Origin of the sequence: Kitasatospora sp. NPDC127035, assembly GCF_042726075.1 — a bacterium.
In the GTDB taxonomy this organism is placed as follows: Bacteria; Actinomycetota; Actinomycetes; order Streptomycetales; family Streptomycetaceae; genus Kitasatospora.
The window spans coordinates 1-25,542 of the sequence record NZ_JBHXDN010000048.1 but is presented as its reverse complement, the minus strand read 5'-3'; the positions used below and the strand labels follow the sequence as shown (position 1 = coordinate 25,542).

Annotated in this window: 23 protein-coding genes and 2 tRNA genes; 12 read left to right on the top strand and 13 right to left on the bottom strand. The window is 73.8% G+C overall.

What is annotated here, in order from left to right; all coding sequences use genetic code 11:
* Positions 1-39 precede the first annotated feature (39 nt).
* Positions 40-861 carry a maleylpyruvate isomerase family mycothiol-dependent enzyme gene (locus ACFWIC_RS27960; RefSeq protein ID WP_329884851.1) on the bottom strand — a complete coding sequence of 274 codons (822 nt, stop codon included), beginning with the start codon at positions 859-861 and terminating at the stop codon, positions 40-42.
* Positions 862-1,035: 174 nt separating this feature from the next.
* Between ACFWIC_RS27960 and ACFWIC_RS27955 the strand changes: the two genes are divergently transcribed.
* The 3 genes from ACFWIC_RS27955 to ACFWIC_RS27945 all read left to right on the top strand — a co-directional run bounded on the left by ACFWIC_RS27955 (position 1,036) and on the right by ACFWIC_RS27945 (position 3,937).
* Positions 1,036-1,833, top strand: coding sequence for a carbon-nitrogen family hydrolase (locus ACFWIC_RS27955; RefSeq protein ID WP_329948362.1), 798 nt, complete (start codon positions 1,036-1,038; stop codon positions 1,831-1,833).
* 157 nt (positions 1,834-1,990) lie between these two features.
* Positions 1,991-3,166, top strand: a complete 1,176-nt coding sequence (locus ACFWIC_RS27950) for a GntR family transcriptional regulator (RefSeq protein WP_380520298.1) — start codon at positions 1,991-1,993, stop codon at positions 3,164-3,166.
* A gap of 123 nt (positions 3,167-3,289) precedes the next feature.
* Positions 3,290-3,937 (top strand): hypothetical protein, encoded by a 648-nt coding sequence (locus ACFWIC_RS27945; RefSeq protein ID WP_329884854.1) that lies wholly within the window; start codon positions 3,290-3,292, stop codon positions 3,935-3,937.
* 103 nt (positions 3,938-4,040) lie between these two features.
* Here ACFWIC_RS27945 and ACFWIC_RS27940 read toward each other — a convergent pair whose 3' ends face one another.
* Entirely contained in the window at positions 4,041-4,826 is a 786-nt protein-coding gene (locus tag ACFWIC_RS27940) for an SLATT domain-containing protein (protein ID WP_329884855.1), read from the bottom strand.
* Between the two features lie 461 nt (positions 4,827-5,287).
* On the opposite strand from ACFWIC_RS27940, the gene purD reads away from it, so the two are divergent.
* The 4 genes from purD to ACFWIC_RS27920 all read left to right on the top strand — a co-directional run bounded on the left by purD (position 5,288) and on the right by ACFWIC_RS27920 (position 11,532).
* Positions 5,288-6,535 (top strand): phosphoribosylamine--glycine ligase, encoded by a 1,248-nt coding sequence (gene purD, locus ACFWIC_RS27935; RefSeq protein ID WP_380520297.1) that lies wholly within the window; start codon positions 5,288-5,290, stop codon positions 6,533-6,535.
* Between the two features lie 653 nt (positions 6,536-7,188).
* Positions 7,189-8,757, top strand: a complete 1,569-nt coding sequence (locus ACFWIC_RS27930; RefSeq protein ID WP_380520296.1) for a hypothetical protein — start codon at positions 7,189-7,191, stop codon at positions 8,755-8,757.
* Positions 8,758-8,982: 225 nt separating this feature from the next.
* Entirely contained in the window at positions 8,983-10,524 is a 1,542-nt protein-coding gene (locus ACFWIC_RS27925; RefSeq protein ID WP_329884858.1) for a N,N-dimethylformamidase beta subunit family domain-containing protein, read from the top strand.
* Positions 10,525-10,632: 108 nt separating this feature from the next.
* Positions 10,633-11,532 (top strand): phosphoribosylaminoimidazolesuccinocarboxamide synthase, encoded by a 900-nt coding sequence (locus ACFWIC_RS27920; RefSeq protein WP_329948358.1) that lies wholly within the window; start codon positions 10,633-10,635, stop codon positions 11,530-11,532.
* Between the two features lie 95 nt (positions 11,533-11,627).
* Here ACFWIC_RS27920 and ACFWIC_RS27915 read toward each other — a convergent pair whose 3' ends face one another.
* The 7 genes from ACFWIC_RS27915 to ACFWIC_RS27885 form a co-directional block, all read right to left on the bottom strand.
* Positions 11,628-12,248, bottom strand: coding sequence for a response regulator transcription factor (locus tag ACFWIC_RS27915; protein WP_329884860.1), 621 nt, complete (start codon positions 12,246-12,248; stop codon positions 11,628-11,630).
* Positions 12,249-12,273: 25 nt separating this feature from the next.
* A complete protein-coding gene (locus tag ACFWIC_RS27910; RefSeq protein WP_329948357.1) occupies positions 12,274-13,497 on the bottom strand; it encodes a histidine kinase in 1,224 nt (407 codons plus the stop codon).
* A gap of 92 nt (positions 13,498-13,589) precedes the next feature.
* A complete protein-coding gene (locus tag ACFWIC_RS27905) occupies positions 13,590-14,423 on the bottom strand; it encodes an ABC transporter permease (protein ID WP_329948356.1) in 834 nt (277 codons plus the stop codon).
* Positions 14,420-15,421, bottom strand: coding sequence for an ABC transporter ATP-binding protein (locus ACFWIC_RS27900; RefSeq protein WP_329948355.1), 1,002 nt, complete (start codon positions 15,419-15,421; stop codon positions 14,420-14,422). The genes ACFWIC_RS27905 and ACFWIC_RS27900 overlap by 4 nt, the downstream gene beginning before the upstream one ends.
* Positions 15,422-15,601: 180 nt before the next feature.
* A tRNA-Gly gene (locus ACFWIC_RS27895) sits at positions 15,602-15,677 on the bottom strand.
* A gap of 40 nt (positions 15,678-15,717) precedes the next feature.
* Positions 15,718-15,790: transfer RNA gene (locus ACFWIC_RS27890), tRNA-Gly, on the bottom strand.
* A 131-nt stretch (positions 15,791-15,921) separates the two neighbouring features.
* Positions 15,922-16,239 carry an Lsr2 family protein gene (locus tag ACFWIC_RS27885; protein ID WP_030304494.1) on the bottom strand — a complete coding sequence of 106 codons (318 nt, stop codon included), beginning with the start codon at positions 16,237-16,239 and terminating at the stop codon, positions 15,922-15,924.
* Positions 16,240-16,705: 466 nt separating this feature from the next.
* Between ACFWIC_RS27885 and purS the strand changes: the two genes are divergently transcribed.
* The 4 genes from purS to ACFWIC_RS27865 all read left to right on the top strand — a co-directional run bounded on the left by purS (position 16,706) and on the right by ACFWIC_RS27865 (position 20,782).
* Positions 16,706-16,960: a phosphoribosylformylglycinamidine synthase subunit PurS gene (gene purS, locus ACFWIC_RS27880; protein WP_329884864.1), complete on the top strand. Its 255-nt coding sequence runs from the start codon at positions 16,706-16,708 to the stop codon at positions 16,958-16,960.
* Positions 16,957-17,634, top strand: coding sequence for a phosphoribosylformylglycinamidine synthase subunit PurQ (gene purQ / locus ACFWIC_RS27875; protein WP_329948354.1), 678 nt, complete (start codon positions 16,957-16,959; stop codon positions 17,632-17,634). Before purS ends, purQ begins: the two co-directional genes overlap by 4 nt.
* Entirely contained in the window at positions 17,634-19,889 is a 2,256-nt protein-coding gene (gene purL, locus ACFWIC_RS27870) for a phosphoribosylformylglycinamidine synthase subunit PurL (RefSeq protein WP_329884866.1), read from the top strand. The genes purQ and purL overlap by 1 nt, the downstream gene beginning before the upstream one ends.
* Before the next feature lie 65 nt (positions 19,890-19,954).
* Positions 19,955-20,782 (top strand): sterol carrier family protein, encoded by an 828-nt coding sequence (locus tag ACFWIC_RS27865; protein WP_329948353.1) that lies wholly within the window; start codon positions 19,955-19,957, stop codon positions 20,780-20,782.
* A 76-nt stretch (positions 20,783-20,858) separates the two neighbouring features.
* On the opposite strand, the gene ACFWIC_RS27860 is transcribed toward ACFWIC_RS27865, so the two are convergent.
* From ACFWIC_RS27860 to fbaA, 4 genes are all read right to left on the bottom strand, one after another.
* Complete coding sequence (locus tag ACFWIC_RS27860; protein ID WP_380355134.1) at positions 20,859-21,626, bottom strand: hypothetical protein; 768 nt, start codon at positions 21,624-21,626, stop codon at positions 20,859-20,861.
* A 74-nt stretch (positions 21,627-21,700) separates the two neighbouring features.
* Positions 21,701-22,516: a DUF3152 domain-containing protein gene (locus ACFWIC_RS27855; protein ID WP_380355131.1), complete on the bottom strand. Its 816-nt coding sequence runs from the start codon at positions 22,514-22,516 to the stop codon at positions 21,701-21,703.
* A gap of 356 nt (positions 22,517-22,872) precedes the next feature.
* On the bottom strand, positions 22,873-23,286 hold the full coding sequence (locus ACFWIC_RS27850) for a DUF3151 domain-containing protein (protein ID WP_329884870.1): 414 nt from the start codon (positions 23,284-23,286) through the stop codon (positions 22,873-22,875).
* Between the two features lie 56 nt (positions 23,287-23,342).
* The gene (gene fbaA, locus ACFWIC_RS27845; protein ID WP_329884871.1) at positions 23,343-24,365 is read right to left on the bottom strand and encodes a class II fructose-bisphosphate aldolase; all 1,023 of its coding nucleotides are present in this window, start codon (positions 24,363-24,365) and stop codon (positions 23,343-23,345) included.
* 403 nt (positions 24,366-24,768) lie between these two features.
* Here fbaA and ACFWIC_RS27840 point away from each other — a divergent pair, with 403 nt between their 5' ends.
* Positions 24,769-25,488, top strand: a complete 720-nt coding sequence (locus ACFWIC_RS27840) for a VTT domain-containing protein (protein WP_329948350.1) — start codon at positions 24,769-24,771, stop codon at positions 25,486-25,488.
* The last annotated feature ends 54 nt before the right edge of the window (positions 25,489-25,542 follow it).

Below are 25,542 nucleotides of genomic sequence, written 5' to 3'. Positions count from 1 at the left end.
GAGGTCGACGGTTTGCGCCTCCTGAGGCCGCACGGAGGGCTACGGGGTGACGGCGAAGTTGGTGAGGACGCGGTCGGCGAGCTCCTTGTCGCCCTCGACGGCGACCGGGCCGGGGCGGCCCCGGCCGCAGGCGAGGCGGACGTAGGTCTCCCAGTCGAGGGTGAGCTGCACGTCGGGCGCGAGGCTGATGGACTCGTCGACGGTGCCGCGGCCGGCGGAGTCGACCCGGACGGTGCGCAGGAACTCGACGCGTCCGGTGACGTCGACGACCAGGGCGGTGCCGGCCGGGGCGCCGGCCTGGTGGGCGACCGCCTTCGGCAGCGCCTCCAGCAGGACGTCACGGGCGATCAGCGCGGCCGGGGAGTCGAGGTCGCCGGGCAGCCCGAGGGCGCGGCGGAGGTCCTGCTGGTGCACCCAGACGTCGAAGGCCCGCAGGCGCAGCAGCTCGTGGTACGGCACGTCGCGGCCGTGCGGGCCGCCCGGCCGGCGGACCGGTTCGGTGGGGGTCTGCTTGGCGTTCCGCAGCGCGCGGGAGCGGCGGATGATCGTGTACTCCAGCTCGCTGGTCATCTCCAGCGCGGTGTGGCAGCGGCGCTTGTCGACCGGCAGCTCGATGTAGCGGGCGTAGTCGCTGGCGACGTGGCGGAGGTCGCGGGGGAGCGAGTGGATCGGGCGGGGGTCACCGAGCAGTTCGGACTCGACGGCGATGACGTGCGAGACGACGTCCCGGACGGACCAGCCGGGGCATTCGGTGGCCCGGTTCCAGGAGTTCTCCGGCAGTGGCGTCACCAGCTCGGATATCGCCTCGATGGCCTGCGTCCACGCCTCGGTGTAAGCCTGCACGGTCTGGTTGTCCGTCACGGGAATCTCCGGCCCTCCGTCAGCTGCCTTGCCACGCGTGCCCCGGGTTCGGGGTCGGCCGGGAAAGGTCCGGCTTCCGGGCACACACGCTAACCGCACGTTACGCTGCCGGGTGATAGCAGGGCAGCGCTTTCGGGTGACGATCGTAGGACTCTTGCCGTGGACGGTGGTACTGTGCGCGCTTCATTGATCCAACTCGGGGTATCCGACGCCGAGCCGCCCGCCGAGCGGCGGGCCCGCGCGGCCGCGCTGGTCCGGGCGCAACAGGGGGCCGATCTGGTCGTCCTGCCGGAGCTGTGGCCGCTCGGCGGTTTCGCCCACGACCTCTGGTCGGACGGCGCGGAGGCCCTGGACGGGCCGACCTCGGACGCGATGGCGGCGGCCGCGAAGGCGGCCGGTGTCTGGCTGCACGCCGGTTCGATCGTCGAGCGCGATCCGGACGGGCCGATCTACAACACCTCGCTGCTCTTCGCCCCGGACGGCGAGCTGGTGCACACCTACCGCAAGATCCACCGCTTCGGTTTCGACAGCGGGGAGGCGGTGGCGATGGGCGCCGGCCAGGAGATCGTCACGGCCACGACGGACCTCGGCACGCTGGGCCTGGCGACCTGCTATGACCTGCGGTTCCCGGAGCTGTTCCGGGCCCTGCTGGACGCGGGTGCGCAGCTGCTGGTGATTCCGGCGGCGTGGCCGGAGCGGCGGCGGGAGCACTGGACGCTGCTGAACCGGGCCCGCGCGGTGGAGGAGCAGGCGTACGTCCTGGCCTGCAACACGGCGGGCACGCACGGCGGGGTGGAGCAGGCGGGCCACAGCATCGTGGTGGACCCGTGGGGCCGGGTGCTGGCCGAGGCGGGGTCCGGGGAGGAGGTGCTGACCGTGGAGTTCGATCCGGCGGAGGTGGCCAGGGCGCGCGCCGAGTTCCCGGTGCACCGGGACCGTCTGCTGGGCATTCCGGCGCCCGTGCAGAGGTAGCGGCGGCGGAGGAGCGCGCGGGGCGCGCCCGGGGCGTATGGGGGGCTTGTACACGTCGGTGTCCTTTTTGAGAAGATGAGCCTTCGTCGTGTTACCAGCCGTTCTACCGCCGGTCTGTCCCCGTCAGGCCGTCCAGCCCGCCGAGGAGGTCGCGCGCATGTTCGGCACCGGCCCAGGCGACACCCGCCCCGTGATCCACCGGAACAGCCTGCGCGAACAGATCGCCGGCGCGCTGCGCGAGGAGATGATGGCCGGCCGCCTGGCGGCCGGGCGCAACTTCACCGTCAAGGAGATCGCCGAGCTGTACGGGGTCTCGGCGACCCCGGCCAGGGAGGCACTGGTCGACCTGTCCGCGCAGGGGCTGCTCCGGGCCGAGCACCACCGGGGCTTCACGGTGCCCGAGTTCGGCTGGGAGGACTTCCTGGAGATCTTCGAGTCCCGGGTGCTGATCACCGACAGCTACTTCCGGCAGCTGGCCGCGCGTACCGGACCGACGGACGAGAGCCGGCTGCCCTCGCTGCGCCGCCGTGCGGACGCGGCGGTGCGGGCGGCCCGCGCCGGGAACCTCGACGTGATGGTGGGGTGCGACCGCCGGTTCTGGCAGGAGGTCGCCGGGCTGCTCGGCAACCGCCGGATCGCCGACTACCTGGACTGGCTGCGGGTGCAGTCCTGGATGTTCGCCGCGCCGCACCTGCGGGCGATGCCCGAGCTGTCCGGGGTCTGCTGGGACAGCCACGTCGAGCTGGTGGACGCGATCGAGGCCCGGGACCTCGCGGCCGTCCACCGGATCGTCTGCGAGTACAACCTCTTCACCGTCCGGCTGCTGGCCGAGCTGTCCGGGCAGTCGGTGGAGTCGGTGGGGGTGCTGGCGCTGCTGGCCGGTCGGCCGGTGCCGGAGCGGGCGGCCGTCCCGCCGGGCGGTGCCGCCCTGCCGGGCACCGGCCCGGACCCGACGGCTCCCGGGGACGCCCCGCCGGGCGGTGCCGGAGCGGGTGTGCCGGACGCTCCGGGGATCGCCGCGCCGGTGGAGGGCCCGTCCGACGGCGCGGCGGTCCCGGGCGCGGCCGTCCCGGGCGAGGCGGCGCGCGCCGACGCCGAACTCGGACCGGGCGGGGCGGGCCGGGACCCCGGGCCGGTCCGGCCGGCCGGCGGCGCCCGCGGCCGGGAGCACGAGCTGGGCCGTGAACTGGGCCGTGAACTGGGCCTGGGCCTCGGTCTGGTGCCGCAGCCCCGCTCCGTCCCGTACGGGCGGTTCGGCCGCCGGCTGCCCGAACCGCAGCCCGGCCAACTGCCGGAGGGGCGGCCCGATCCGCATCGCGCGCCGGGCCGGTAGGGTGGGCGGTCGTCCGCCCCGGCCGGTCCTCGGACCGACTGCCCCGGGCACCGACCCGCCCGTTCGCCGTCCGCCGCCCCGCGCGGTCGGCCCCCCCAATGCCCGGAGAGGAAGAGCCGTCCCATGGCCTGCGACCTCTGGCTCGTCCCGCTGGTGGACGTGCTGAGCCACAGCCCCGACAATCCCTTCCGGGACGACCTCGCGCTCTACAACCAGGTGCTGGCCTCGTACGGCCTGCCCGAGGTGCCGGTGTACCACTACGTACCGGGTCTCAGCGGGGCGGTCGAGCCGATAGCCGCCTTCGACTACGACTCGCTGCACTTCCTGCGCCGGGCCTACCTGCTGGGTCTGACCGGTCTGGACATCACGCCGGTCGACGAGCTCGGCGGCGACTACGAGCAGTTGCTGGAGATGTTCGAGAGCAGCGCCGAGCAGTCGCACCTGGTCTGGCACTTCGACCACGCCGGCGCGTACGTGCCGATCGAGTTCGCCGTTCCGCTGGTGGACGAGGCCCTGCTCGCCTCGGGCGGCCCGCTCGGCTCCAGCCACGGGCTGCTGCGCGAGCTGCAGGCCGTCGCCCCGGCGCTGGGCATCGACCCGTTCGACCCGCCGGCCCCGACCCGGCCGCTCGGCCCGACCGGGCTGGAGCAGCCGTTCGGCCCGCCGCTGGACGACCTGCACCCGTTCGCCCGGGAGCGGCACGCCTGGGCGGGCCTGTACGCGGCGGCGACCCGCAGCCTGCACCAGGGCTCGATGATCGTCTTCGCCTGACGGGGCGGCTCGGCACCCGCCGCCCGCGCTGCCCACGCCTCACGCCGCCCAGGGCTCACGCGCCGCACGGCGCGGCGCCCGGGAACCGCCCGTACGGCCTCCGCTAGCGCAGCGGCCCCTCCGGCGGCCGCTGGCGCGGCATGGTCGGCCGGGTGCCCGGCGGCGGCAGCACCCGCACCTGGGCGCCGATGCCCGGCTCGGTGCGACCGCCCCAGCTCCCGGGGGCCTGGGTGGGCAGCTGGGTCATCCCGGCGCGGAACTCCAGCATCCACTCCGAGGTCTCGGTGCGGACCATGTCCGAGATGTCCTCGCAGAACCGCCGCAGCACCCCGAGGCACCGCTCGGCGGCCTCGCCCGCGGTGCCCTCCGTGGGGCCGAGCACCTCCCGCACGCACTCCGACGCCCAGTCGAACTGGAAGGCCTCCAGACGGCGTTGCAGCGCCTGCCCGGTGGAGACGTCCCGCATCCAGCCGGAGGTGAGGCCGAACACCCGGTCCACGCCGTGGCAGGCGGCGGCGAGGGCCAGCCCGACGTAGCCCCAGCTGGTGCCGTTCGCCACCGCCCCGGTCAGGTCGACCAGCGGGGCGGTCACCCCGCCGATCGCGAAGCCGGCCGTGCCGAACCGCAGCAGCCGGGCCCAGCGGCGCTTCCAGACCCGGTCCCGCCGGTACCACTCGATCGCCTCGACCGCGCGCTCCTCCGACCAGCGGTAGAGCTCCTCCAGCCGCTCGGCGGGCTCGCCCCAGTCCCCGAGGGGGAACTGGCGGGTGCTCAGATCGGACCGGCGGCGGGTGGAGGCAGGGCGCGCGACGGTCGCGGCCGGCGGGTCCTCCTCGCCGATCTCCTTGCCCCAGGCACTCTCCTCGGGCTGCATTTCCGGCTGGCTCACCTGTGGGGCTCCCTGTGGCGGGCGGACTGCTGGGTCTGACTGTGCGCCGACTGACGTGACATCGGCCTGACGGCCCGTGAAACACCGGTCGAACCGTCGGACACGTGCCGGGTCCGGGGCGGACGCGGATGCCCCGGGGCGGCGGTACCGGCTGCGGCCGGTAGTGGTCCAACAGCACTTCTTACCGCCAAATGGCTGACCGTGTGGCCGCTTCGCCAATGATCGTTACCGGATTCGGCCACCGGATCCCGAGGTGGGAGGGTTGCGGCGGTCGGCGAGATTTCACCCGTCCGAGCGAGGCCCCGGTGACCCGCTGTCCTGACCCGGGCACTGCGCGCCTACCGTCCGGCGCCGGGATCGGACGATCCTCCGGGGCCGTGCGTGTACCGGAGCCCTCCGTTCGTGGCTTCCGACGGGACCGGAGAGCGGCCCGAACCGGCCACCGGCTACCCTTGCGCAGCGTGAAGGTCCTCGTCATCGGCGGCGGCGCCCGCGAACACGCCCTGTGCCGCTCTCTGTCCCAAGATCCCGCCGTGACCGAGCTGCACTGTGCCCCGGGCAACGCCGGGATCGCGCAGGTGGCGACGGTCCACCCGGTCGACCAGCTGGACGGCGCGCAGGTCGCGGCGCTCGCCCGGCGGCTCGGCTCCGACCTGGTCGTGGTCGGCCCGGAGGCCCCGCTGGTCGCGGGCGTCTCCGACGCCGTGCGCGCGGCCGGCATCCCCGTCTTCGGCCCGTCCGGGGAGGCCGCCCTGCTGGAGGGGTCCAAGGCCTTCGCCAAGGACGTGATGGCCGGCGCCGGCGTGCCCACCGCCCGCTCCTACGTCTGCACCACCGCCGAGGAGGCGGCCGAGGCGCTGGACGCCTTCGGCCCGCCCTACGTGGTCAAGGACGACGGCCTGGCCGCCGGCAAGGGCGTCGTGGTCACCCCCGACCGCGAGGCCGCGCTGGCCCACGCCACCGCCTGCGATCGGGTGGTCATCGAGGAGTACCTGGACGGCCCCGAGGTCTCGCTCTTCGCGATCACCGACGGCACCACCGTGCTCCCGCTCCAGCCGGCCCAGGACTTCAAGCGCGCGCTGGACGGCGACGAGGGTCCGAACACCGGCGGCATGGGCGCCTACTCGCCGCTGCCCTGGGCCCCCGAGGGCCTGGTGGAGGAGGTCCTGGAGACCGTCCTGCAGCCGACCGTGGACGAGCTGCACCGCCGGGGCACCCCGTTCTCCGGCCTGCTCTACGCCGGCCTGGCGCTGACCTCGCGCGGCACCCGGGTGATCGAGTTCAACGCCCGCTTCGGCGACCCGGAGACCCAGGTCGTGCTGGCCCGGCTGCGGACCCCGCTGGCGGGCGTCCTGCACGCCTCGGCCACCGGCACGCTGGACCAGCTGGAGCCGCTGCGCTGGGACGAGGGCGCCGCGGTCACCGTGGTGATCGCCTCCGAGGGCTACCCGGCGGCGCCGCGCACCGGTGACCCGATCGAGGGTCTGGCCGAGGCGGAGGCCGCCGACGGCACCGCGTACGTGCTGCACGCGGGGACGAAGCTGGACGAGGACGGCCGGGTGCTCAGCGCCGGCGGCCGGGTCCTGTCGGTCACCGCCACCGGGACCGGCCTCGCCGAGGCGCGGGACCGGGCGTACCGGGCGCTCGACCGGATCTCCCTCAAGGGCGGCCAGCACCGGACCGACATCGCGCTGAAGGCGGCGGGCTGACGGCTCCCCCCTCAGGCACCCCCGGGCCCCCGGCGAGCGATCGCCGGGGGCCCGGGCCGTTCCCGGCCGGCCGCCCCGCCCGCCGACCCGGGCCCGCGGTCCCCGGCCCGTCGGCCGGCGGAGCGGGACGGCTGGGCCGGCGGGGCGGCGGGACAACCCCCATGGCCGCAGCGCGGACCGGCGTTTCGGGGGCGGGAGGGGCCGGAGCGGATCCGGGGCCGCCGCACCGTTCGGCGGCCGGAATCCAGCCCATCGAGTGACAGCGGCCGCATCCGGCTGACGCAGCCGGGCGCCCGGCCTTATGGTGCGCTGGATCGCAGCGCCCCGGGCCGCGCCGTTCCCGGCCGCCGCCGGGTAGCGGCGGTCCTGCGGGGGGATGCTGGACGGCGTCCGGCCGGGTCGGACGCCCGGGCCGCTTCGTGCGACGCCCGGGTGCGGTCGTCCGGAATTCGGACGGCGTCACCGGGACGAGTGGAAACCGGGGCGATCCGGAACACCCACCCGGACACGGGCGTCGAGAATGTCAGAAGCGCCACGCAGCATGCACTACCGGGGACCGGACGTCACCGTCCCCCGGTCGGAACTGATCGTTCGAGTCGGCTCGGACCCCCGTCACCGGGTGCCCGAGGGCTCCGAAGGGGGTGCCGCACCGTATGGCCGTTGTCGACACCGCGCGCGCTCATGCCCAGGCGGTCCTGCGGATCCGGGGTCTCGCCCTGGCCGCCGCCGCGCTGCCCGCCGCCGCTGCGGCGGTGCTGCTCGCAGGCCGGTTCACCGGCCGGCTCGGCGCCCCCGGTTCCCCGGACGCCGCCGGCTGGGACGCCGCCCGCTGGGTGCTCTGCGCGGTCGCCGCGCTCACCCTGCTGGTGGCCGGGCTGGCCGCCCGGACGTACCGCCGGGCCGTGCCGCCGCAGACCCCGGCCGTCCCGATCGCCCGGGGACAGGCCCCCGAGCTGTACCGGCTGATCGACGAGCTGGCCGACCGCCTGGAGGTCCCCGCGCCCTCCGCCATCGCGCTCACCCCGGACTGCGACAGCTGGCTGGAGGACGTCCCGCCGCCCCGCCCGGCCCGCCGGTCCCGCCGGGCCGACCACCACGAGCAGCCCGCGCCGGTCCTGGTGATCGGTTCGCCGTTCCTCTGGTGGATGCGGGCCGGCGAGCTGCGCGCCCTCCTCGCCCCGGTGGTGGCCGGCACCGCGGCCGCCGCCGACCCCGAGATCGCCGCGGCACGCCGCTTCCTGCGCGCCCTGGACGCCAGCCTGGACGCCGCCCCGGCCTCCGGTCTGGTCTGCGCCCCGCCCGAAGGCCCGCAGCCCGCCCGCCGGGGCCCGGCCGGGCTCACCGACCGGATCACCCGACGGCTGCTCGGCGCCTGCCGCGGGCACGCCGCCGAACTGGAACGCGCCGTCGCCGGCTGGGCGTCCGAGCAGGCCCGCGAAGTCGACTACGGCCTGCGGATCGCCGCCCAGGAGCAGGTCGGCCTCGCCTACGCGGGCTGGGACCGGCTGCTCACCCGGGTCGCGCTGCCCGCCTGGCGGCTGGGCCGCCACCCCGCGCACCTGAACGCGGGTGTGGTCGCCGCGCTGACCGAGCTGTCCCGGCGCGACCGGCTGGCCGACGGCTACAGCAGCCGGCTCGGCGACCGCCCCGCCTGCGACCTCCTGGAGGAGCCCGGCGCGGTGGACGCGGCGGTCTCCCGGCTCGCCGCCGAGCTGTTCTTCGGCCGGCCCGCCTCCGGCGCCTGGCGCGAGCTGGAGTGGGCCGACTACCCGGTCGAGGTGGTGGACGCCGGCTGGCGCGCCCGGGCCGCGGAGCTGCAGTCCGCGCTGGACCGGCTCGCCCCGCAGGCCCGCCCCGGCGCCCCGACGCTGACCCGCCTGCTGGTCCGGCTCGCGGAGGGCGACGGCGAGCGGCTGGCCGCCGCGCTCACCGCCCAGCTGGCCCGCACCACCGCACCCGCGCCGCTGCTCGAACCGGTCCGCTCCGGGCGGGACGTGCTGGTCGACCACGTCACGGCGATGGTCTGCTGCGCCTCCGTGGACACCGCCGGGGCCGTTCCCGGCCTGGACTGGCTGGACGGCCCGGTCCTGCAGCTCGGCGGGGTCCGCCGCACCGACCTCGCCGAGCCGGTCGCGCAGGCCGTCGAGCAGGGCCAGGACGGCCCGCTGCGGGCCTGGCTGGACGCCGCCGGCGTCCGGCTGGAGAAGCCCGTCCGGCTCTGACGACCGGCACCCGGGGGCGCGTGCTCCCGGAATGTGCGCCCCCGGAACGGCCGGCCGCCCCGGGTCTTCGCAGGCCGGAGGCCCTCCGGGGCCCGGGCCGGGAGATTCGTCACCACTAGTTGCTACCGTAGGGTGACGCAGCGCCAGCACTGTGTGGTGTATTAGACCGCACGCACATCCGGGAGGCACATGCCAACCGCGTAGGTGCACCTGGGAGGGGCGCGCGTGGGGACCGAACTCAACCGCCGCTGGGAGTCCGGGACGCACGCGCACAGCGTCTCCGATCCCTTCGGCCAGGGCCCGTTGCCCTGGCTGCGCAGCCCGGACCAGTACCTCGCGGGCGCCGAGGGCGCCGTCCCCTGGTACGTCTCGGTGGACGCCCCCGGACAGCGGCGGCTGTCCGCCGGCCTCCGGGGCAAGCCGCCGGTCGGCACCCCGCTCAGCTCCAACGACGAGGAGCAGCAGATCAAGGGCTTCGCCTCGGCCGGCGTGGTCCGCCCCGGCGGCTCCGTGGACTTCCGGGTCACCGTCAACCCGCCGCGCGAGTTCACCGTCGACGTCTACCGGATCGGCCACTACGCCGGCGACGGCGCCCACCACATGACGTCCAGCCCGCTGATCGCCGGCATGGTCCAGCCCGCCCCGCTGGTCGCCGGGAGGACCGTCTCCTGCCACCACTGGTGGCACACCTGGCGGCTGCAGATCCCGGCCCACTGGAGGCCCGGTGCCTACGTCGCCGTGCTGACCACCGCCGACATGCTGCACCGCAGCCACATCCCCTTCACCGTCCGGGACTTCGAGGACCAGGCGCGCGCCGCCGAGCTGCTGCTGGTGGTCCCCGACGTGACCTGGCAGGCGTACAACCTCTTTCCCGAGGACGGCCGCAGCGGTGCCAGCCTCTACCACGCCTGGGACGGCGGCGGCCGGCTGGTCGGCGAGCCCGAGGCGGCCGTCACCGTCTCCTTCGACCGCCCGCACGCCACCGCCGGACTGCCGCTGCACGTCGGCCACGCCTACGACTTCATCCGCTGGGCCGAGCGGTACGGCTACGACCTCTCCTACGCCACCGCCACCGACCTGCACGCGGGGCTGGTCGACCCCGCCCGGCACAAGGCGCTGGTCTTCCCCGGCCACGACGAGTACTGGTCCGAGCCGATGCGCCGGGCCGCCGAACGGGCCCGGGACGGCGGCACCTCGCTGGTCTTCCTGTCCGCCAACACCATGTACTGGCGGGTCGAGCTGAGCGCCGCGCCCTCCGGCGAGCCCAACCGGCTGCTCAACTGCCGCAAGCGCCAGAAGGTCCAGCCGGGCAGCCCCGCCACCGGCGCCCCCGGCGCCGCCAGCGCGCTCTGGCGCGACGCCGGCGAGCCCGAGCAGCACCTGCTCGGCCTGCAGTACTCCGGCCGGGTCGCCGCGCCCGTCCCGATGGTCGCCCGGCACACCGGCCACTGGCTCTGGGAGGGCACCGGCGTCCAGGAGGGCGACGAGCTGCCCGGTCTGGTGGCCGGCGAGGCCGACCGGTACTACCCGAAGGTCGCGCTGCCCGCCCACACCGACCGGGTGCTGCTCTCGCACTCCCCGTACCGGGACCTGGCCGGCCGCACCCGCTACCAGGAGACCTCGCTCTACCGGGCGCCCAGCGGCGCGTACGTCTTCGCCTCCGGGACCTTCGCCTGGTCGCCCGCGCTGGACCGCCCGGGCCTCACCGACGAGCGGATCCAGCGGGCCACCGCCAACCTGCTCGACCACCTCTGCAAGAACGGCTGAGCGGCCGACCCCTCCGGGGTCCGGGTGGGAGCCATGACAGACTCGACCCCAGTGACCTCCCCTTTCGCGCCCCACGCCCGCGAACGACCCCTGAGGACTGAGACGACCTTGAGCGGATTTGTCACCAAGCCCGAGCCGGTCCAGGTGCCCGGCCTGGTCCACCTGCACACCGGCAAGGTGCGCGACCTCTACCGGACCGAGTCCGGCGAGCTGGTGATGGTCGCCAGCGACCGCACCTCGGCCTACGACTGGGTGCTGCCCAACGAGATCCCGGACAAGGGCCGCATCCTGACCCAGCTCTCGCTGTGGTGGTTCGACCGGATCGCCGACCTGGTGCCCAACCACGTGATCTCCACCGAGGTCCCGGCCGGCGCCCCCGCCGACTGGAAGGGCCGCACGCTGGTCTGCCGCAGCCTCGACATGATCCCGGTCGAGTGCGTCGCCCGCGGCTACCTGGCCGGCTCCGGCCTGGAGGAGTACCGCGACTCCCGCACCGTCTGCGGCATCGCCCTGCCCGAGGGCCTGGAGGACGGCTCCGAGCTGCCCGCCCCGATCTACACCCCGGCGCTCAAGGCCGAGGTCGGCGAGCACGACGAGAACGTCCCGTACGAGGAGACCGCCCGCCGGATCGGCGCGGACCTGGCGGTGCAGCTGCGGCAGACCACCCTGGCCGTCTACTCCCGGGCCCGGGACATCGCGCGCGACCGCGGCATCATCCTGGCCGACACCAAGTTCGAGTTCGGCCTGCTGGACGGCGAGCTGGTGATCGGCGACGAGGTCCTCACCCCGGACTCCTCGCGGTTCTGGCCGGTCGACCAGTGGGAGCCGGGCCACGCCCAGCCCTCCTTCGACAAGCAGATCGTCCGCGACTGGCTGACCTCCCCGGCCTCCGGCTGGGACCGGAAGGGCGAGCAGCCGCCGCCGCAGCTGCCCGCCGAGGTCGTCGAGCGGGTCAGCGCCAAGTACGTCGAGGCCTACGAGCGGCTGACCGGCCTCAGCTGGGTCTGAGGCCACCGTCCGGGTCCGTCCGGGTCCGCCCGCCCGGACCCGGCGGCGTCCGCGGGCAGGGCGGGGCGGGCAGGGCGGGGCGGGCCGGTTCCGGCTCAGATCCAGCCGTGCTCGCGGGCGATCCGCACCGCCGCGTGGCGGTTCTCCGCGCCCAGCTTGGCGGCCGCCGAGGAGAGGTAGTTGCGGACGGTGCCCTGGGAGAGCGACGCGCGCGCGGCGATCTCCGCGATCGAGGTGCCGTCGGCGGCCAGCTCCAGGACGTCCGTCTCGCGCGGCGTCAGCGGGGTCTCCCCGGCGGCGATCGCGTCCGCCGCCAGCTCCGGGTCCACGTACCGGCCGCCGGCCCGCACGGTGCGGATGATCCCGGCCAGGTCGGCCGCCGAGACGGTCTTCGGCAGGAAGCCCCGGATCCCGACCTCCAGCGCGCGCTTCAGGTAGCCCGGCCGGCCGTGGCCGGTGACGATCATGCAGCGGCAGTCCGGCAGCAGTGTGCGCAGCCGGGTGGCCACCTCGATGCCGTCCAGCCCGGGCATCTGCAGGTCCAGCACCGCGACGTCCGGCCGGTGCGCCTCGGCCATCGCCAGGGCCTCCGGGCCCGAGGCGGCCTGGGCGACCACCACGATGTCCTCCTCCAGCGCGAGCAGCGCGGCCAGCGCGCCCCGGATCAGGTGCTCGTCGTCGGCGAGCAGGACGCGGACGGGCGCGGAGTCGGTCATCGGGGGTGCCTTCCGGTGGAGCGGTTCAGATCGGGACGCTGGCGAGCAGCCGGAAGCTGCCCGGCGCGGCGACCGGCAGGGTCAGCTCGCCGTCGTGGACGGCGAGCCGCTCGCGCAGGCCGCCCAGCCCAGTACCGCCGCCCTGGGAGGGCAGCGGGACGGCCGGCACCCCGTCATTCTCCAGCTCCAGCAACGCCCGGTCGTCCTCCCGGCGGAGCCGGATCGAGCAGCGGGCCGCCTCGCTGTGCCGCAGCACGTTGGTGGTGGCCTCGCGGATCACCCAGCCGAGCACCGACTGGACCGGGGCCGGCAGCTCGTGGGCGTGCTCGCCGAGGTCGATCTCGCAGGCCACGTCGGCCGAGCGGAGCACCGCGCGGGCGCCGATCGCCTCCGCGTGCAGGTCCGCCGTGCGGTAGCCGCGGATCACGTCCCGGACCTCGCGCTGCGACTCCTGGGCGATCCGCTGCACCTCGGCCATCTGGTCGGCGGCCTCCGGCCGGCCGCGCCGGGCCAGTTGGAAGGCCAGCTCGCTCTTGAGCGCGATGGTGGTGAGGTTGCGGCCCATCACGTCGTGCAGGTCGCGGGAGAACCGCAGGCGCTCCTCGGCGACGGCCAGCTGCGCCTGGGCCTCGCGGGCCGAGTCCAGCTCCCAGACCACCGACTGGAGCCAGGCGAAGCTGCGGCAGCTGCAGCCCATGAAGGTCATGGCGGACGCGGTGAACACCAGCATCCCGCAGGTGGTCGCGAGGTCCACGCCGGCCAGCATGATCGCGGGGGCGACGGCCAGCAGCGCCCCGAGTCCGGCGAGGGCCGCCGTGCGCGGCGCCAGCCCCACGGCGGCCGGACCGAAGGAGGAGAAGAGCATGGCGATCACGATCGAGGCGGTGAACGGCGCGCCGTCCGGGCCGTCGCCGGTCCGGGGGCCGATCAGCATGACCGCCCAGGAGCCGGCCACCGCGACGGCTCCGGTGATCAGGAGCCAGCGGGGGTGGTCCGCGGGCCGCTTCAGGTAGTGGTCCAGCGAGGTGCGGTAGGCGCGCAGGGTGACCAGGACCAGGGCGAGGCCCACGACCAGGCTGACCCGGACGGAGGCCGGGTAGTGCCGGGTCTCCGGGGCGGAGGTGCTGCTCAGCAGGGCGGCCGGCAGCGGGGCGAGCGCCATCAGGTAGAGCGACCAGCGGAGGTAGAGCTCGGAGCGCTGGGGCTTGCTGAAGCCTCGCCACCTGCGCACCGGATTCACGACACCCATCTGCTCCGCTCCCCGTCCGGCCATGATCGTGCTGCTGCCTTCCTATCAGAGGTGCAGCGGGGTGCGGGCCACCGGTTCCCGGTCCGGGCCGGTCAGCGGCGCGGCTCCCAGCGGAAGTACCGGACGGCGCCCCAGGCCGCGAGGGCCAGCCAGACGGCGCCGGTGACCAGGTGCGGCGCGGCGGTGGACCAGGTGCCGGCGAAGCCGGTGGCGTCGGCCGAGCCGTCGGTGCCGAACCAGCCGACCCGGATCAGCTGGAACGCCGGGGTGGTGGGCAGCAGGCGGCAGAAGTCGGCGAGCCGGTCCGGCATGACCTCCAGCGGGTAGAACAGGCCGGAGCCGAACTGGGAGATCAGCAGGACCGGCATGGTGGTGATGCCGGCGCTCTCGACGGTCCTGGTGAAGGCGCTGGAGACGGCGGCCAGGGCCATCAGGGTGCCGACGGCCATGACCAGGCCGACGATCAGCAGCAGCGGGTTGACCGGCGCGGTCAGGTTCAGGACCGAGGCCCCCGCGATGCCGATCACGGCGCACATCAGCAGGGCCAGGGCCACGGAGGGGACGGCGGTGCCGGCCAGGATCTCGATGTCCCGGGCCTCGCCGGTGCGCAGCCGCTTGAGCACCAGCTCGCCGCGGCGGGCCACGTAGGCGGCGGTCAGGTTGTAGTAGACGACGAAGGCCAGCACCATCCCGACGGCGCCGTTGACCAGCAGGGAGTCGACGTCGAGGCCGGGGGTGGTCTCGGCCTGCTGGTCGAGCACGCTCTTCAGCCCGCCGATGAGCAGCAGCGGCAGCAGCAGGGCGGTGAACAGGGCGGTCCGGTTGCGCAGCAGCAGGATGCCCTCGGCCCGGCCGAGGGCCAGCAGCCGACGGGCGGTGGTGCTCCGGGGACCGGCGGTGGTGGCGGAGGCGGTGGCGGTGGTCATCGGGCGAGTCCGATCAGGCGGCGGCGGGCGGTGGGAGCGGCGGGGGTCCCGGCCGGGGGCCGGTCGGCGGCCTCGGAGGCGATGGCCAGGAAGGCCTCCTCCAGGGAGGCGCTGCGGGCGTCGAGCGCGCCGAGTTCGACGCCGTGGTGGGCGGCCCAGCCGAGCAGGTCGGTGAGGGTGGCCTGGAGCCGCGGGGTCTGGACGGTGATCTTCCGGCCGTCGGCGGTCACCGTGGCGCCGGCCAGCGGCGGCAGCGAGGTGCCGGTGAACTCGGGGAGCTCGAAGGAGATCCGGGACGGCCGGCCGGCGATCACCTCGGCCACCGTGCCGGTGGTGACGACCCGGCCGCCGTGCATGATGGCCAGCCGGTCGGCGAGCTCCTCGGCCTCCTCCAGGTAGTGCGTGGTGAGCAGCACCGTGGTGCCCTGGGCGCGCAGCTCGCGGACCAGCCGCCAGACGGCGACGCGGGCCTCCGGGTCGAGGCCGGTGCTCGGCTCGTCCAGGAAGAGCACCTCGGGCCGGCCGAGCAGGGCCATCGCCAGGTCGAGCCGGCGGCGCTCGCCGCCGGAGAGCTGCTTGACCCGGACGTTGCGGCGGTGGGTGAGGTCGACCAGGTCCAGTGCCTCGTCGAGCGGGCGGGCGTTGCTGGTCATCCCGGCCCACGCACGGCCGGTCTCGGCGACGGTGAGCTCGCCGGGGAAACCGCCCTCCTGGAGCATGATGCCGATGCGCGGCCGGACGGCGCTGCGCTCGCCGTGCGGGTCGTGGCCGAGGACGCGGACCCGTCCCTCGCTCGGGGCGGTGAGGCCCTCGATCAGCTCCATGGTGGAGGTCTTGCCGGCCCCGTTGGTGCCCAGCAGGGCGAACAGCTCGCCGCGGCCGACGGTCAGGTCGACGCCGCGGACCGCGTGGTAGCGGGTGGTGCCGGTGCCGTAGTGACGGTGCAGGTCGGTGACCTCGATCACGTGGTCGCCGTGGAGGGGCTGGCTGGTTTCCATGTCCCAAGCCTCCCGTCGCCGGGGCACCGCGGACAGTGCGCGGCCTCACGGGAACGGGGTGCGGATCCACGGGTCGGCCATGACATATGTCACCGGTCGGTGGGCCCGGGTGCTGCGGGCGGTCGCCGGCGAATGCCGGAAACGCCGAAGGGCCCTCTCGACCGAGAGGACCCTTCGTCATGGAGCGGACGACGAGATTCGAACTCGCGACCCTCACCTTGGCAAGGTGATGCTCTACCAACTGAGCCACGTCCGCAGGATAAAGATATGAAGTTGTGCTGTGCTCGCGCACTGCGAGCGGACGACGAGATTCGAACTCGCGACCCTCACCTTGGCAAGGTGATGCTCTACCAACTGAGCCACGTCCGCACGGTACCTGGTGGGGCACCTTCCGCCTCTTCGGATCTCTCCGTTGCGGCGACGAGGAATACTCTACAGCATCCGTCGGGGTGGTCGCCCCACCCTTTGGGTTTGGGCGGGACGACCGGGTACCGCGGTGGTCAGTTCGCCTCGGCGAACGCCTCGTAGACGTGCTTGGGGATGCGGCCGCGGGCGGGCAGCTCCATGCCGCGGGACTGGGCCCAGGCACGCACGGCGGCGGGGTCCGGGGTGAGCGCGGTGCGCCGGAAGGACTTCCCGGTGCGGCTCTGGCGGCGGCCGGCCGCGACGAACGGAGCGAGGGCCTCCCGCAGCTTTTCCGCGTTGTCCACGGACAAATCGATCTCGTACGACTTCCCGTCGACGCCGAAGTGGACGGTTTCCGCGGCTGCGCCGCCGTCCAGGTCGTCGGAGAGCGTGACAACTACACGCTGAGCCATGGGTGTCAATCCTCTCGGGCAATTCGGCCGACCGGGCGCGGGTGCGCTCCGGGGCCTGATGTGCACCCCTCGCGCAAGCGCATACGGGCAGGCCCGATGGCATGCCGGATACGCAGCACTTGCCGCGGCAGGTGGCCCTATTCTGCACCCGAAGCGGGGAGAAATCGAAGAGTCCGGCTTTCTTTTCCGGATATTCACGTGTCTTCGCCGCCGCGTCGGATACCCGGGCACGCGGTTGGGGGATCTGTCCCGGAGTGGCGGTATTCGGGTGCTCTTCGGGTGTTCTCGCTGGGGTCCGGGAATCCGGCGAAATGGGACGGTGTGCGGGGGGCGCCCGGCGTCCGGAGCCCTTGTGACGTAAGGGTCTCGGGTCTACGCGCGTCGCGCCGCCCGGCCAGCAATCCCGCCCGAAACCCCCGGTAGTCTGGAGTTCCCCCGCCTCACGAAGACACCACCGGGAGTGCCAGTGGCACGCGTCGTAGTCGACGTCATGCTCAAGCCGGAGATCCTCGACCCCCAGGGACAGGCGGTGCAGCGTGCGCTGCCCCGTCTCGGATTCACCGGGATCGCCGACGTCCGCCAGGGCAAGCGCTTCGAGCTGGAGCTGGAGGGCCCGGTCGACGACGCCGTGCTCGCCCGTATCCGCGAAGCCGCCGAGACCTTTCTCGCCAACACCGTGATCGAGGACTTCACCGTCCGCGTCGAGGAGGAGGCGAAGTGACCACCCGCGTCGGCGTCGTCACTTTCCCCGGCTCGCTCGACGATCGCGACGCCCGTCGTGCGGTCCGCCTGGCCGGCGCCGAGCCGGTCGCCCTCTGGCACCGTGACAAGGATCTCCACCAGGTCGACGCGGTCGTCCTGCCGGGCGGATTCAGTTACGGCGACTATCTGCGCTGCGGCGCCATCTCCCGCTTCTCGCCGGTGATGGACACCGTCATCGAGCAGGCGAAGCTGGGAATGCCGGTTCTCGGTATCTGCAACGGCTTCCAGGTGCTCTGTGAATCGCACCTGCTGCCGGGCGCCCTCACCCGCAACGACTCGCTGCACTTCGTCTGCCGCGACCAGAAGCTGCGGATCGAGAACAACGGCACTGCCTGGACCCGGGATTACGCGGTCGGCCAGGAAATCGTCGTGCCGCTGAAGAACGGCGAGGGCCGCTTCGTCGCCGACGAGCGCGTCCTCGACGAACTGGAGGCGGAGGGCCGTGTGGTCGCCCGTTACCTGGACGTCAACCCCAACGGTTCGTACCGCGACATCGCGGGCATCACCAACGCCGCCGGCAATGTCGTCGGCCTGATGCCGCACCCCGAGCACGCCGTGGAGCCGCTCACCGGTCCCACCACCGAGGGCCTGGGCTTCTTCACTTCCGTCCTGAAGCAGCTGGTGAACGCCTGATGAGCCTCGACACCGTCAAGAACGCCGAGCAGACCCCGGACGCCGGCCAGCCCTGGGCCGAACTCGGCCTCAAGAAGGACGAGTACGCGCGGATCCGGGAGATTCTGGGCCGCCGTCCGACCGGCGCGGAACTCGCCATGTACTCGGTCATGTGGTCCGAGCACTGTTCGTACAAGAGCTCCAAGGTCCACCTGAAGCAGTTCGGCGAGAAGAAGCCGGAGACCGACGCGATGCTCGTCGGCATCGGCGAGAACGCCGGTGTGGTCGACGTCGGCCAGGGTTACGCGGTCACCTTCAAGGTCGAGTCGCACAACCACCCGTCGTACATCGAGCCCTACCAGGGCGCGGCCACCGGCATCGGCGGCATCGTCCGCGACATCCTGGCGATGGGCGCCCGCCCGGTCGCCGTGATGGACCCGCTGCGGTTCGGCGCGGCCGACCACCCGGACACCCGGCGCGTGCTGCCCGGCATCGTCGCGGGCATCGGCGGCTACGGCAACTGCCTGGGCCTGCCGAACATCGGCGGCGAGGTCGTCTTCGACTCCTGCTACCAGGGCAACCCGCTGGTCAACGCCCTGTGCGTGGGCGTCATGAAGCACGAGGACATCCACCTCGCGCAGGCCACCGGCGCCGGCAACAAGGTCATCCTGTACGGGGCCCGGACCGGCGGCGACGGCATCGGCGGTGTCTCGGTGCTCGCCTCCGAGACCTTCGACGCCACCGGCCCGGCCAAGCGCCCGGCCGTCCAGGTCGGCGACCCGTTCCAGGAGAAGCTCCTCATCGAGTGCACCCTGGAGATCTTCCGGGAGAAGCTCGTCAAGGGCATCCAGGACCTCGGCGGCGCCGGCCTGTCCTGCGCCACCAGCGAGTTGGCCTCGGCCGGCTCCGGCGGCATGCGGATCGAGCTCGACACCGTGCCGCTGCGCGACCACACGCTCTCGCCCGAGGAGATCCTCATGAGCGAGTCGCAGGAGCGCATGTGCGCCATCGTCGAGCCCGACAAGGTCGACCGCTTCCTGGAGATCTGCGAGAAGTGGGACGTCATCGCCACCGTCATCGGTGAGGTGACCGAGGGCGAGCGCCTGGAGATCTTCTGGCACGGTGACCTGGTCGTCGACGTACCGCCGCGCACCGTCGCCCACGAGGGCCCGACCTACGAGCGCCCCTACGCCCGCCCGAGCTGGCAGGACGCGCTGCAGGCCGACGCCCCGACCGCCGAGCGGCTGGCCCGCCCGACCACCGGCGAGGGCCTCAAGGCCGACCTGCTCAAGCTCGCCGGTCACCCGAACCAGGCCTCCAAGTCCTGGATCACCGACCAGTACGACCGCTACGTGCTCGGCAACACCGTGCTCTCGGTCGGCGAGGACTCGGGCATGATCCGGATCGACGAGGAGACCAACCTCGGCGTCTCGGTCGCCACCGACGGCAACGGCCGCTACACCAAGCTGGACCCGTACACCGGTGCCCAGCTGGCCCTCGCCGAGGCGTACCGCAACGTCGCGGCCGGCGGCGCCAAGCCGCTCGCGGTCTCCGACTGCCTCAACTTCGGCTCCCCCGAGGACCCGGACGTGATGTGGCAGTTCGCCGAGGCCACCCGCGGCCTGGCCGACGCCTGCCTGACGCTCGGCACCCCGGTCACCGGCGGCAACGTCTCGCTCTACAACCAGACCGGCGAGGTCGCCATCCACCCGACCCCGGTGGTCGCGGTGCTCGGTGTCATCGACGACGTCACCCGCCGCACCCCGGTGGCCTTCGCCGAGGAGGGGCAGCTGCTCTACCTGCTCGGCGACACCGAGGACGAGCTGGGCGGCTCGGCCTGGTCGCAGGCGGTCCACGACCACCTGGGCGGTCTGCCGCCCAAGGTCGACCTGGAGCGCGAGCGCCTGCTCGGCGACATCCTGATCGCCGCCTCGCGTGACGGCATGATCGACGCCGCGCACGACCTCTCCGACGGCGGCCTCGGCCAGGCCCTGGTGGAGAGCTGCCTCAAGGGCGGCCACGGCGCGCGGATCATCGTGCCCGAGGGCCAGGACCCGTTCGTGTTCCTGTTCTCCGAGTCGGCCGGCCGCGCGGTCGTCGCGGTGCCGCGCAGCGAGGAGCTCCGGTTCAACGACATGTGCACCGCGCGCGGTCTGCCGGCCACCCGGGTCGGCGTGGTCGACGGCGACGTGCTGGACGTGCAGGGCCTGTTCACCGTCTCGCTGGCCGAGCTGAAGGACGTCCACACCGGCGTCATCGAGGCTCTGCTCGCCTGACCGGGCTGTGCTGAGGGGCGGGCGGGTCTGCGGAACCGTCCGCCCCCCGGCGTATGTTGGGGCGCATGCCTGCCAAGTCCCGTACGTACCAGCACTCCAAGGTCAGCGCCGCGCTGGCCGAGCAGACCGTCGCGCTGCGCGACGCCGTCCGGGAGTTCTGCGCCCGCCCGGACGCGGCGGAGCTGCTCGCCCGGCCCACCCGGCTGGGGGAGTGGCGGGTGCGCGAGCTGGTCGCGCACCTCGCCGTCCAGATCGACTGGGTACCCGCGCACCTCGGCGACCCGCTGGAGGGCCGTCCGCCGCTCGACCTGCTGGCGTGGGTCGCCCGGGTCGGCACGGTCGCGCCGCTGCTCGACGGGCAGGCGCGGGAGAAGGCCGCGGGCGAGTTCGGCGGTGAGCCGGCCTCCGTGGCGGAAGCCTTCGCGCGGGCCGCGGACGGGCTCGTCGACGCACTGGACGGGGAGGACACCCGGATCCCGGGCCGGCGGTTCGAGATCCGGCTCGGCTCGATGACGCTCACCGACATGCTGGTGACCCGGCTGGTCGAGACGGTCGTGCACGCCGACGACCTGGCCGACGCGCTCGGCCGGGCGGACTTCCCGCACGCCCGGCAGGCGGTCGCCGCCGTCACCCGGCTGCTGGCCGACGCCTTCGCCGACCAGGCACCCGGCGGTGCCGTCGAGCTGCGGATCCCGCCGTACGCGGTGGTGCAGGCCGTCGAGGGGCCGCGGCACACCCGGGGCACCCCGCCGAACGTGGTCGAGACCGATCCGCTCACCTGGATCCGGCTGGCCACCGGCCGGACCGGCTGGGCGGACGCGGTGGAGGCCGCCGCGGTGTCGGCCGGCGGCGAGCGCAGCGACCTGCGCGGTCACCTGCCGGTCCTGGGCTGAGCCCGCCGGCCCGCGGCAGCCGGCATGCGGTCGGGCGGCGGCGGCCGGGTGATGGGCGGAGCCGGTCGACGGTCGGTCAGGGACGCAGTTGCGCGGCGAGCCGTTCGGTGGCCCTGCGCAGCGGTTCGCCGGTCAGGGCGGGCTCGGTCGGGGCCTCGCCGGTGGTCTGGGTGAGGGTCAGCGCGAGGTCCCCCTTGCCGCGGACGGCCGGTCGGGAGACGCCCACCAGACCCCCGCCCGGGGTGACCTTGGTCTGGCCGGTGGCGGGCTGCCGGTCGGCGAAGTCCTGGAGCTGGTCCACACCGAGGTTCCCGAACCGCTGGATGTGCGGGAGCATCAGGCTGATCGCCGGGCCGTGCTCCGCGAGGGCCAGCAGGTCGACCCGGACCGGAGTGGCGCCGGCCGTGAAGTGGCAGGTCACCCATGCCCTTGCGGGCGTGGCCGGGATCGAGGGTATCCCCGCGGGCGGGGTGGCCCCGGAGGGCCAGGGCTGGGCCGGGACCTCCGCCTCGACCTCGGTCTCGGCCGTCAGGTGCCCCTTGGCCCCGGCGGTGACCGGGAGGTCCACCCCGGCCCCCTTGAGGGCCGCCGCGAGGTCCAGGCCGAACGGGCAGGGGCCGGACTCCGACAGGTCCTGGGCGGTCGACCGGGCCTGGTCGTAGGAGAGCCGGCCCGCGCCGGCCGCGCCGGTGCCGCCGCCGTCGGAGCCGCAGGCGGCCGTGCCGAGCAGGAGTCCGGCGGTGCCCGCGAGGGCGAGCAGCCGGTGGCGGGAGGGGGCGGGGCGCGCAGCCGCGGAACGGGCGGTCGCGAGGCGGTCGTCGGTCGGGGCGGTTGCGCTGATCATGGCGCCAGCCTACGGCCGGAGCCGTTCCGGCCGTACGCCGAACGTGTCTCAACTCCGTCCCGTTCCAGGCAGGTTCAGGAGACTGCGGGACCGCCCAGGTAGGTGCCCTCGGGGCTGTACGGCCAGGCGTTGGGCACGCAGCCCTTGAGGCCGTAGATCTGCTGCATCATGGCCGGCGCGGGCTTTCCCTGGCCCGGGCAGGTCTCGTGGCCGTGGCCGATCCGGTGGCCGACCTCGTGGTTGACGATCAGTGCCCGGTACTCGTCGATCGGGCCGCTGAACTGGGGGGACCCGATCGTCCAGCGCTTGACGTTGACCAGCACCTGGTTGCCGACGTTGCAGTTCACCTCGCCGCGGGTGTCCAGTCCGGCGGCGCCGCAGATCCTGTCGACGGTGGCGGGTGAGGCGATCTTCACGGTGAAGTCGTAGGCGCCGCCGGACACCAGTTGAAAGCCGTTCCTGCGGTCGTTGGTCCAGCCGCGCTTGTCGGCGAGGATCGCCTGGACCTGTGCGGCGGCGGCCGGCGGATCGATGCCGATGCCGTCCTCGACCTCGACCCGGTAGCGGCGGACGGTGCCCTTGCCGACCGGGGCGGCGGAGCCCTGGGCGACGGTGAAGGTACCCGTGCCCTTGAAGCCGGGGTCCGGCGTGGTCGGTTCCGGTGTGGGTGTGGGTGTGGGTGCGGCGGTCGGCGTCGGGGTGGGCGTCGGGGTGGGCGCGACGGGGGCGGCTGCCGGGGCCGCCGGAGGGGTCGGGGCGGGGGCGTTGCCGTCGGCCGGGGCCACCCGGCCCTGGGCGGTCCGGTCGGCGCCGGGCAGGGCGTCGGGGCGCTTCAGGACGAACAGCGTGCCGCCGAGTATCGCCACCGCGGCCACCAGGGCCGCGACCATGCCGGGCCCGAGCCGCCGGCGGGGCCTGCTGCGGCGGCGCGAGGACGACCGGGGGCGGGGAGCCGTGCCGCGCCGTGCGGTGCCGGGCCCGGAGGTACGGGCGCGGGCCCGACGTGCACCGTTCGTGCCGGAACCACGGGGGCGGTCGCCGCGGGGGGCGGGGCTGGCTGCTGGCACGGTGGAGCTTCCTGTCGACCCGTGGGGCCGCGGAACCTCGAACCGATGCGCCCCCCTCGCCCGCCCACCCTGACACGGTGGACCGACGGGTGTCCACGTTCCGGGTGGGCGGAGCGGACGAAACCGCCCCTGCCGCCCGTCCGGGCAGCAGGGGCGGTCGTCCGGCGCGTCGGGTGTCGTCAGCCGAGCGTGGCGGCGGCGGTCGGCGAGCTGTCCCGGAGGAACTGCAGGCAGCGCTCCGCCTCCTCCTTCTCCTCGATCGCGCCGGCGGCCCGCCCGAGCGCGTGCAGCGCCCGCAGGAAGCCGCGGTTCGGCTCGTGCTCCCACGGCACCGGGCCGTGGCCCTTCCAGCCGGCCCGGCGCAGCGCGTCCAGCCCGCGGTGGTAGCCGGTACGGGCGTACGCGTAGGACTCGACGGTGCGGCCGGCGGCGTAGGCGTCGTCGGCGAGCTGGGCCCAGGCGAGGGAGGAGGTCGGGTACTTCGCCGCGACCTCGGCCGGGGAGGCGCCGCCGGCCAGCAGCTCCAGCGGAGCGGGCTCGGCGGGCAGGTGGGTCGGAGGCGGACCCCCGAGGAGGTCCTTGTGAATGGTCATGCCCCCCAGTGAACCACTGGGGGGCATGACCGCAGACCCTGCCGTCGGGCGGGACCCTACTTCAGGCGGTTGCCGGCCGAGCGCAGCTGCTTGGCGGCCTCCAGCACGCGGGCGGCCATGCCCGCCTCGGCGAGCTTGCCCCAGGTGCGGGGGTCGTAGGTGTTCTTCTTGCCGACCTCGCCGTCGACCTTCAGGACACCGTCGTAGTTGCGGAACACGTGGTCCACGACCGGGCGGGTGAAGGCGTACTGGGTGTCGGTGTCCAGGTTCATCTTCACGACACCGTTCTCCAGCGCGGTGGCGATCTCCTCGGTGGTCGAGCCGGAGCCGCCGTGGAAGACGAAGTCGAACGGGTCGTTCTTGCCGTACTGCTTGCCGATCGCGTCCTGCAGCTCGCGCAGCAGCTCCGGCTTCAGCACCACGTTGCCCGGCTTGTAGACGCCGTGCACGTTGCCGAACGAGGCCGCCAGCAGGTAGCGGCCCTTCTCGCCCAGGCCCAGCGCCTCGGCGGTGCGGACGGCGTCGTTGACGGTGGTGTACAGCTCGTCGTTGATCTCGTGGGTGACGCCGTCCTCCTCGCCGCCGGTCGGGGTGATCTCGACCTCAAGGATGATCTTGGCGGCGGCGGCCTGGGCGAGCAGCTCCTGGGCGATCGCCAGGTTGTCGGCCAGGGTCTCGGCCGAGCCGTCCCACATGTGCGACTGGAAGAGCGGGTTCCGGCCCTGGGCCACGCGCTCGGCGGAGACCGCCAGCAGCGGCCGGACGTAGCCGTCCAGCTTGTCCTTCGGGCAGTGGTCGGTGTGCAGCGCGACGGTGATGTCGTACTTGGCGGCGACGATGTGCGCGAACTCGGCGAGCGCGACGGCGCCGGTCACCATGTCCTTGTTGTGCTGGCCGCCCAGGAACTCCGCACCACCGGTCGAGATCTGGATGATGCCGTCACTCTCGGCCTCGGCGAAGCCGCGCAGCGCGGCGTGCAGGGTCTGCGACGAGGTCACGTTGATCGCCGGGTAGGCGAACTTTCCCGCCTTGGCCCGGTCCAGCATCTCGTTGTAGACCTCGGGAGTTGCGATGGGCATGCGAATCCGCTCCTGTCGGGTTTTGCGGCGTACGGACGGTGCTGTCCGACGCTGTGTACGCCTGGTGACGACTCCGGGGTACCAGGGCCGATGCGCGGCTCTGCGGTGCGGCCTGCCGGTACCAAGGTTCGAGGCAACCGCCGCGGGTCGGCCATGAGGGTGGTGCCACCGCGGACCGGGCGCCCGTGCCATCTTCCCAGAACGCCCACCGGCTCCACCATGTGGCCCGCCAGTCGGGACGGCGGGCCTCCCCGGGCGCTCCCCGGGGAGGCCCGGGGAGCGCCCGCCGGGGTGTCCCGCAGGGGTGTGCGGCGGGCGCGGAGCGGCATGCGACGAAGGGATGAGGGCCCGCTCAGCCCCGGGCGCGAAGCTTTGGTAAAGACAAGCCCGCTATTCTGCGCCCGTGGACTACAACCAGCTGGCCGTCAATCTGCTCGACGCCAAATCACTGATCTCGTCCCTCGGTGCCATCGGGCTGATCGCGATCATCTTCGCGGAGACCGGCCTCCTGGTCGGGTTCTTCTTCCCGGGTGACTCGCTGCTCATCATCGCGGGTGTCGCCGCCTCGGACGCCGCTTCGTCGGTCCTCGGCGAAGGCACCCGGCTGCCGATCGCGACTCTCCTGATCGGGGCCCCGATCGCCGCCATCGTCGGCGCCCAGCTCGGGCACCAGATCGGGGTGAAGGTCGGGCCGAAGATGTTCGACAAGCCCGAGTCGAAGATCTTCCGCCGCGAGTACGTGCTGAAGGCCGAGGAGTACTTCAACAAGTTCGGGCCGGGCAAGGCCGTCGTGCTCGCCCGCTTCATGCCGATCGTCCGGACCTTCCTGAACCCCGTCGCGGGCACCCTGGAGATGCCGGCGAAGACCTTCTTCCTCTGGAACGTCATCGGCGGCGTGCTCTGGACCGAGTCGATGCTGCTGATCGGCTACTTCTTCGGCGACGCGCTCGCCCCGGTGATCGACAAGTACCTGATCCCGGCGGTGCTGCTGATCGTGCTGCTCTCCGTCTCGCCGATCCTCATCGAGATCGTGCGCGAGCGCCGGAAGAAGAAGGCCGGCGGCGCCGCGGCCGAGGACGACGAGGCCGTCCAGGCCGGCGGCGGACGGCACCGGCGCGGCTGAGGCCCGAGAGCGACGAACGGCCGGGGCCCGGTCCTGTTTCACGTGAAACAGGAC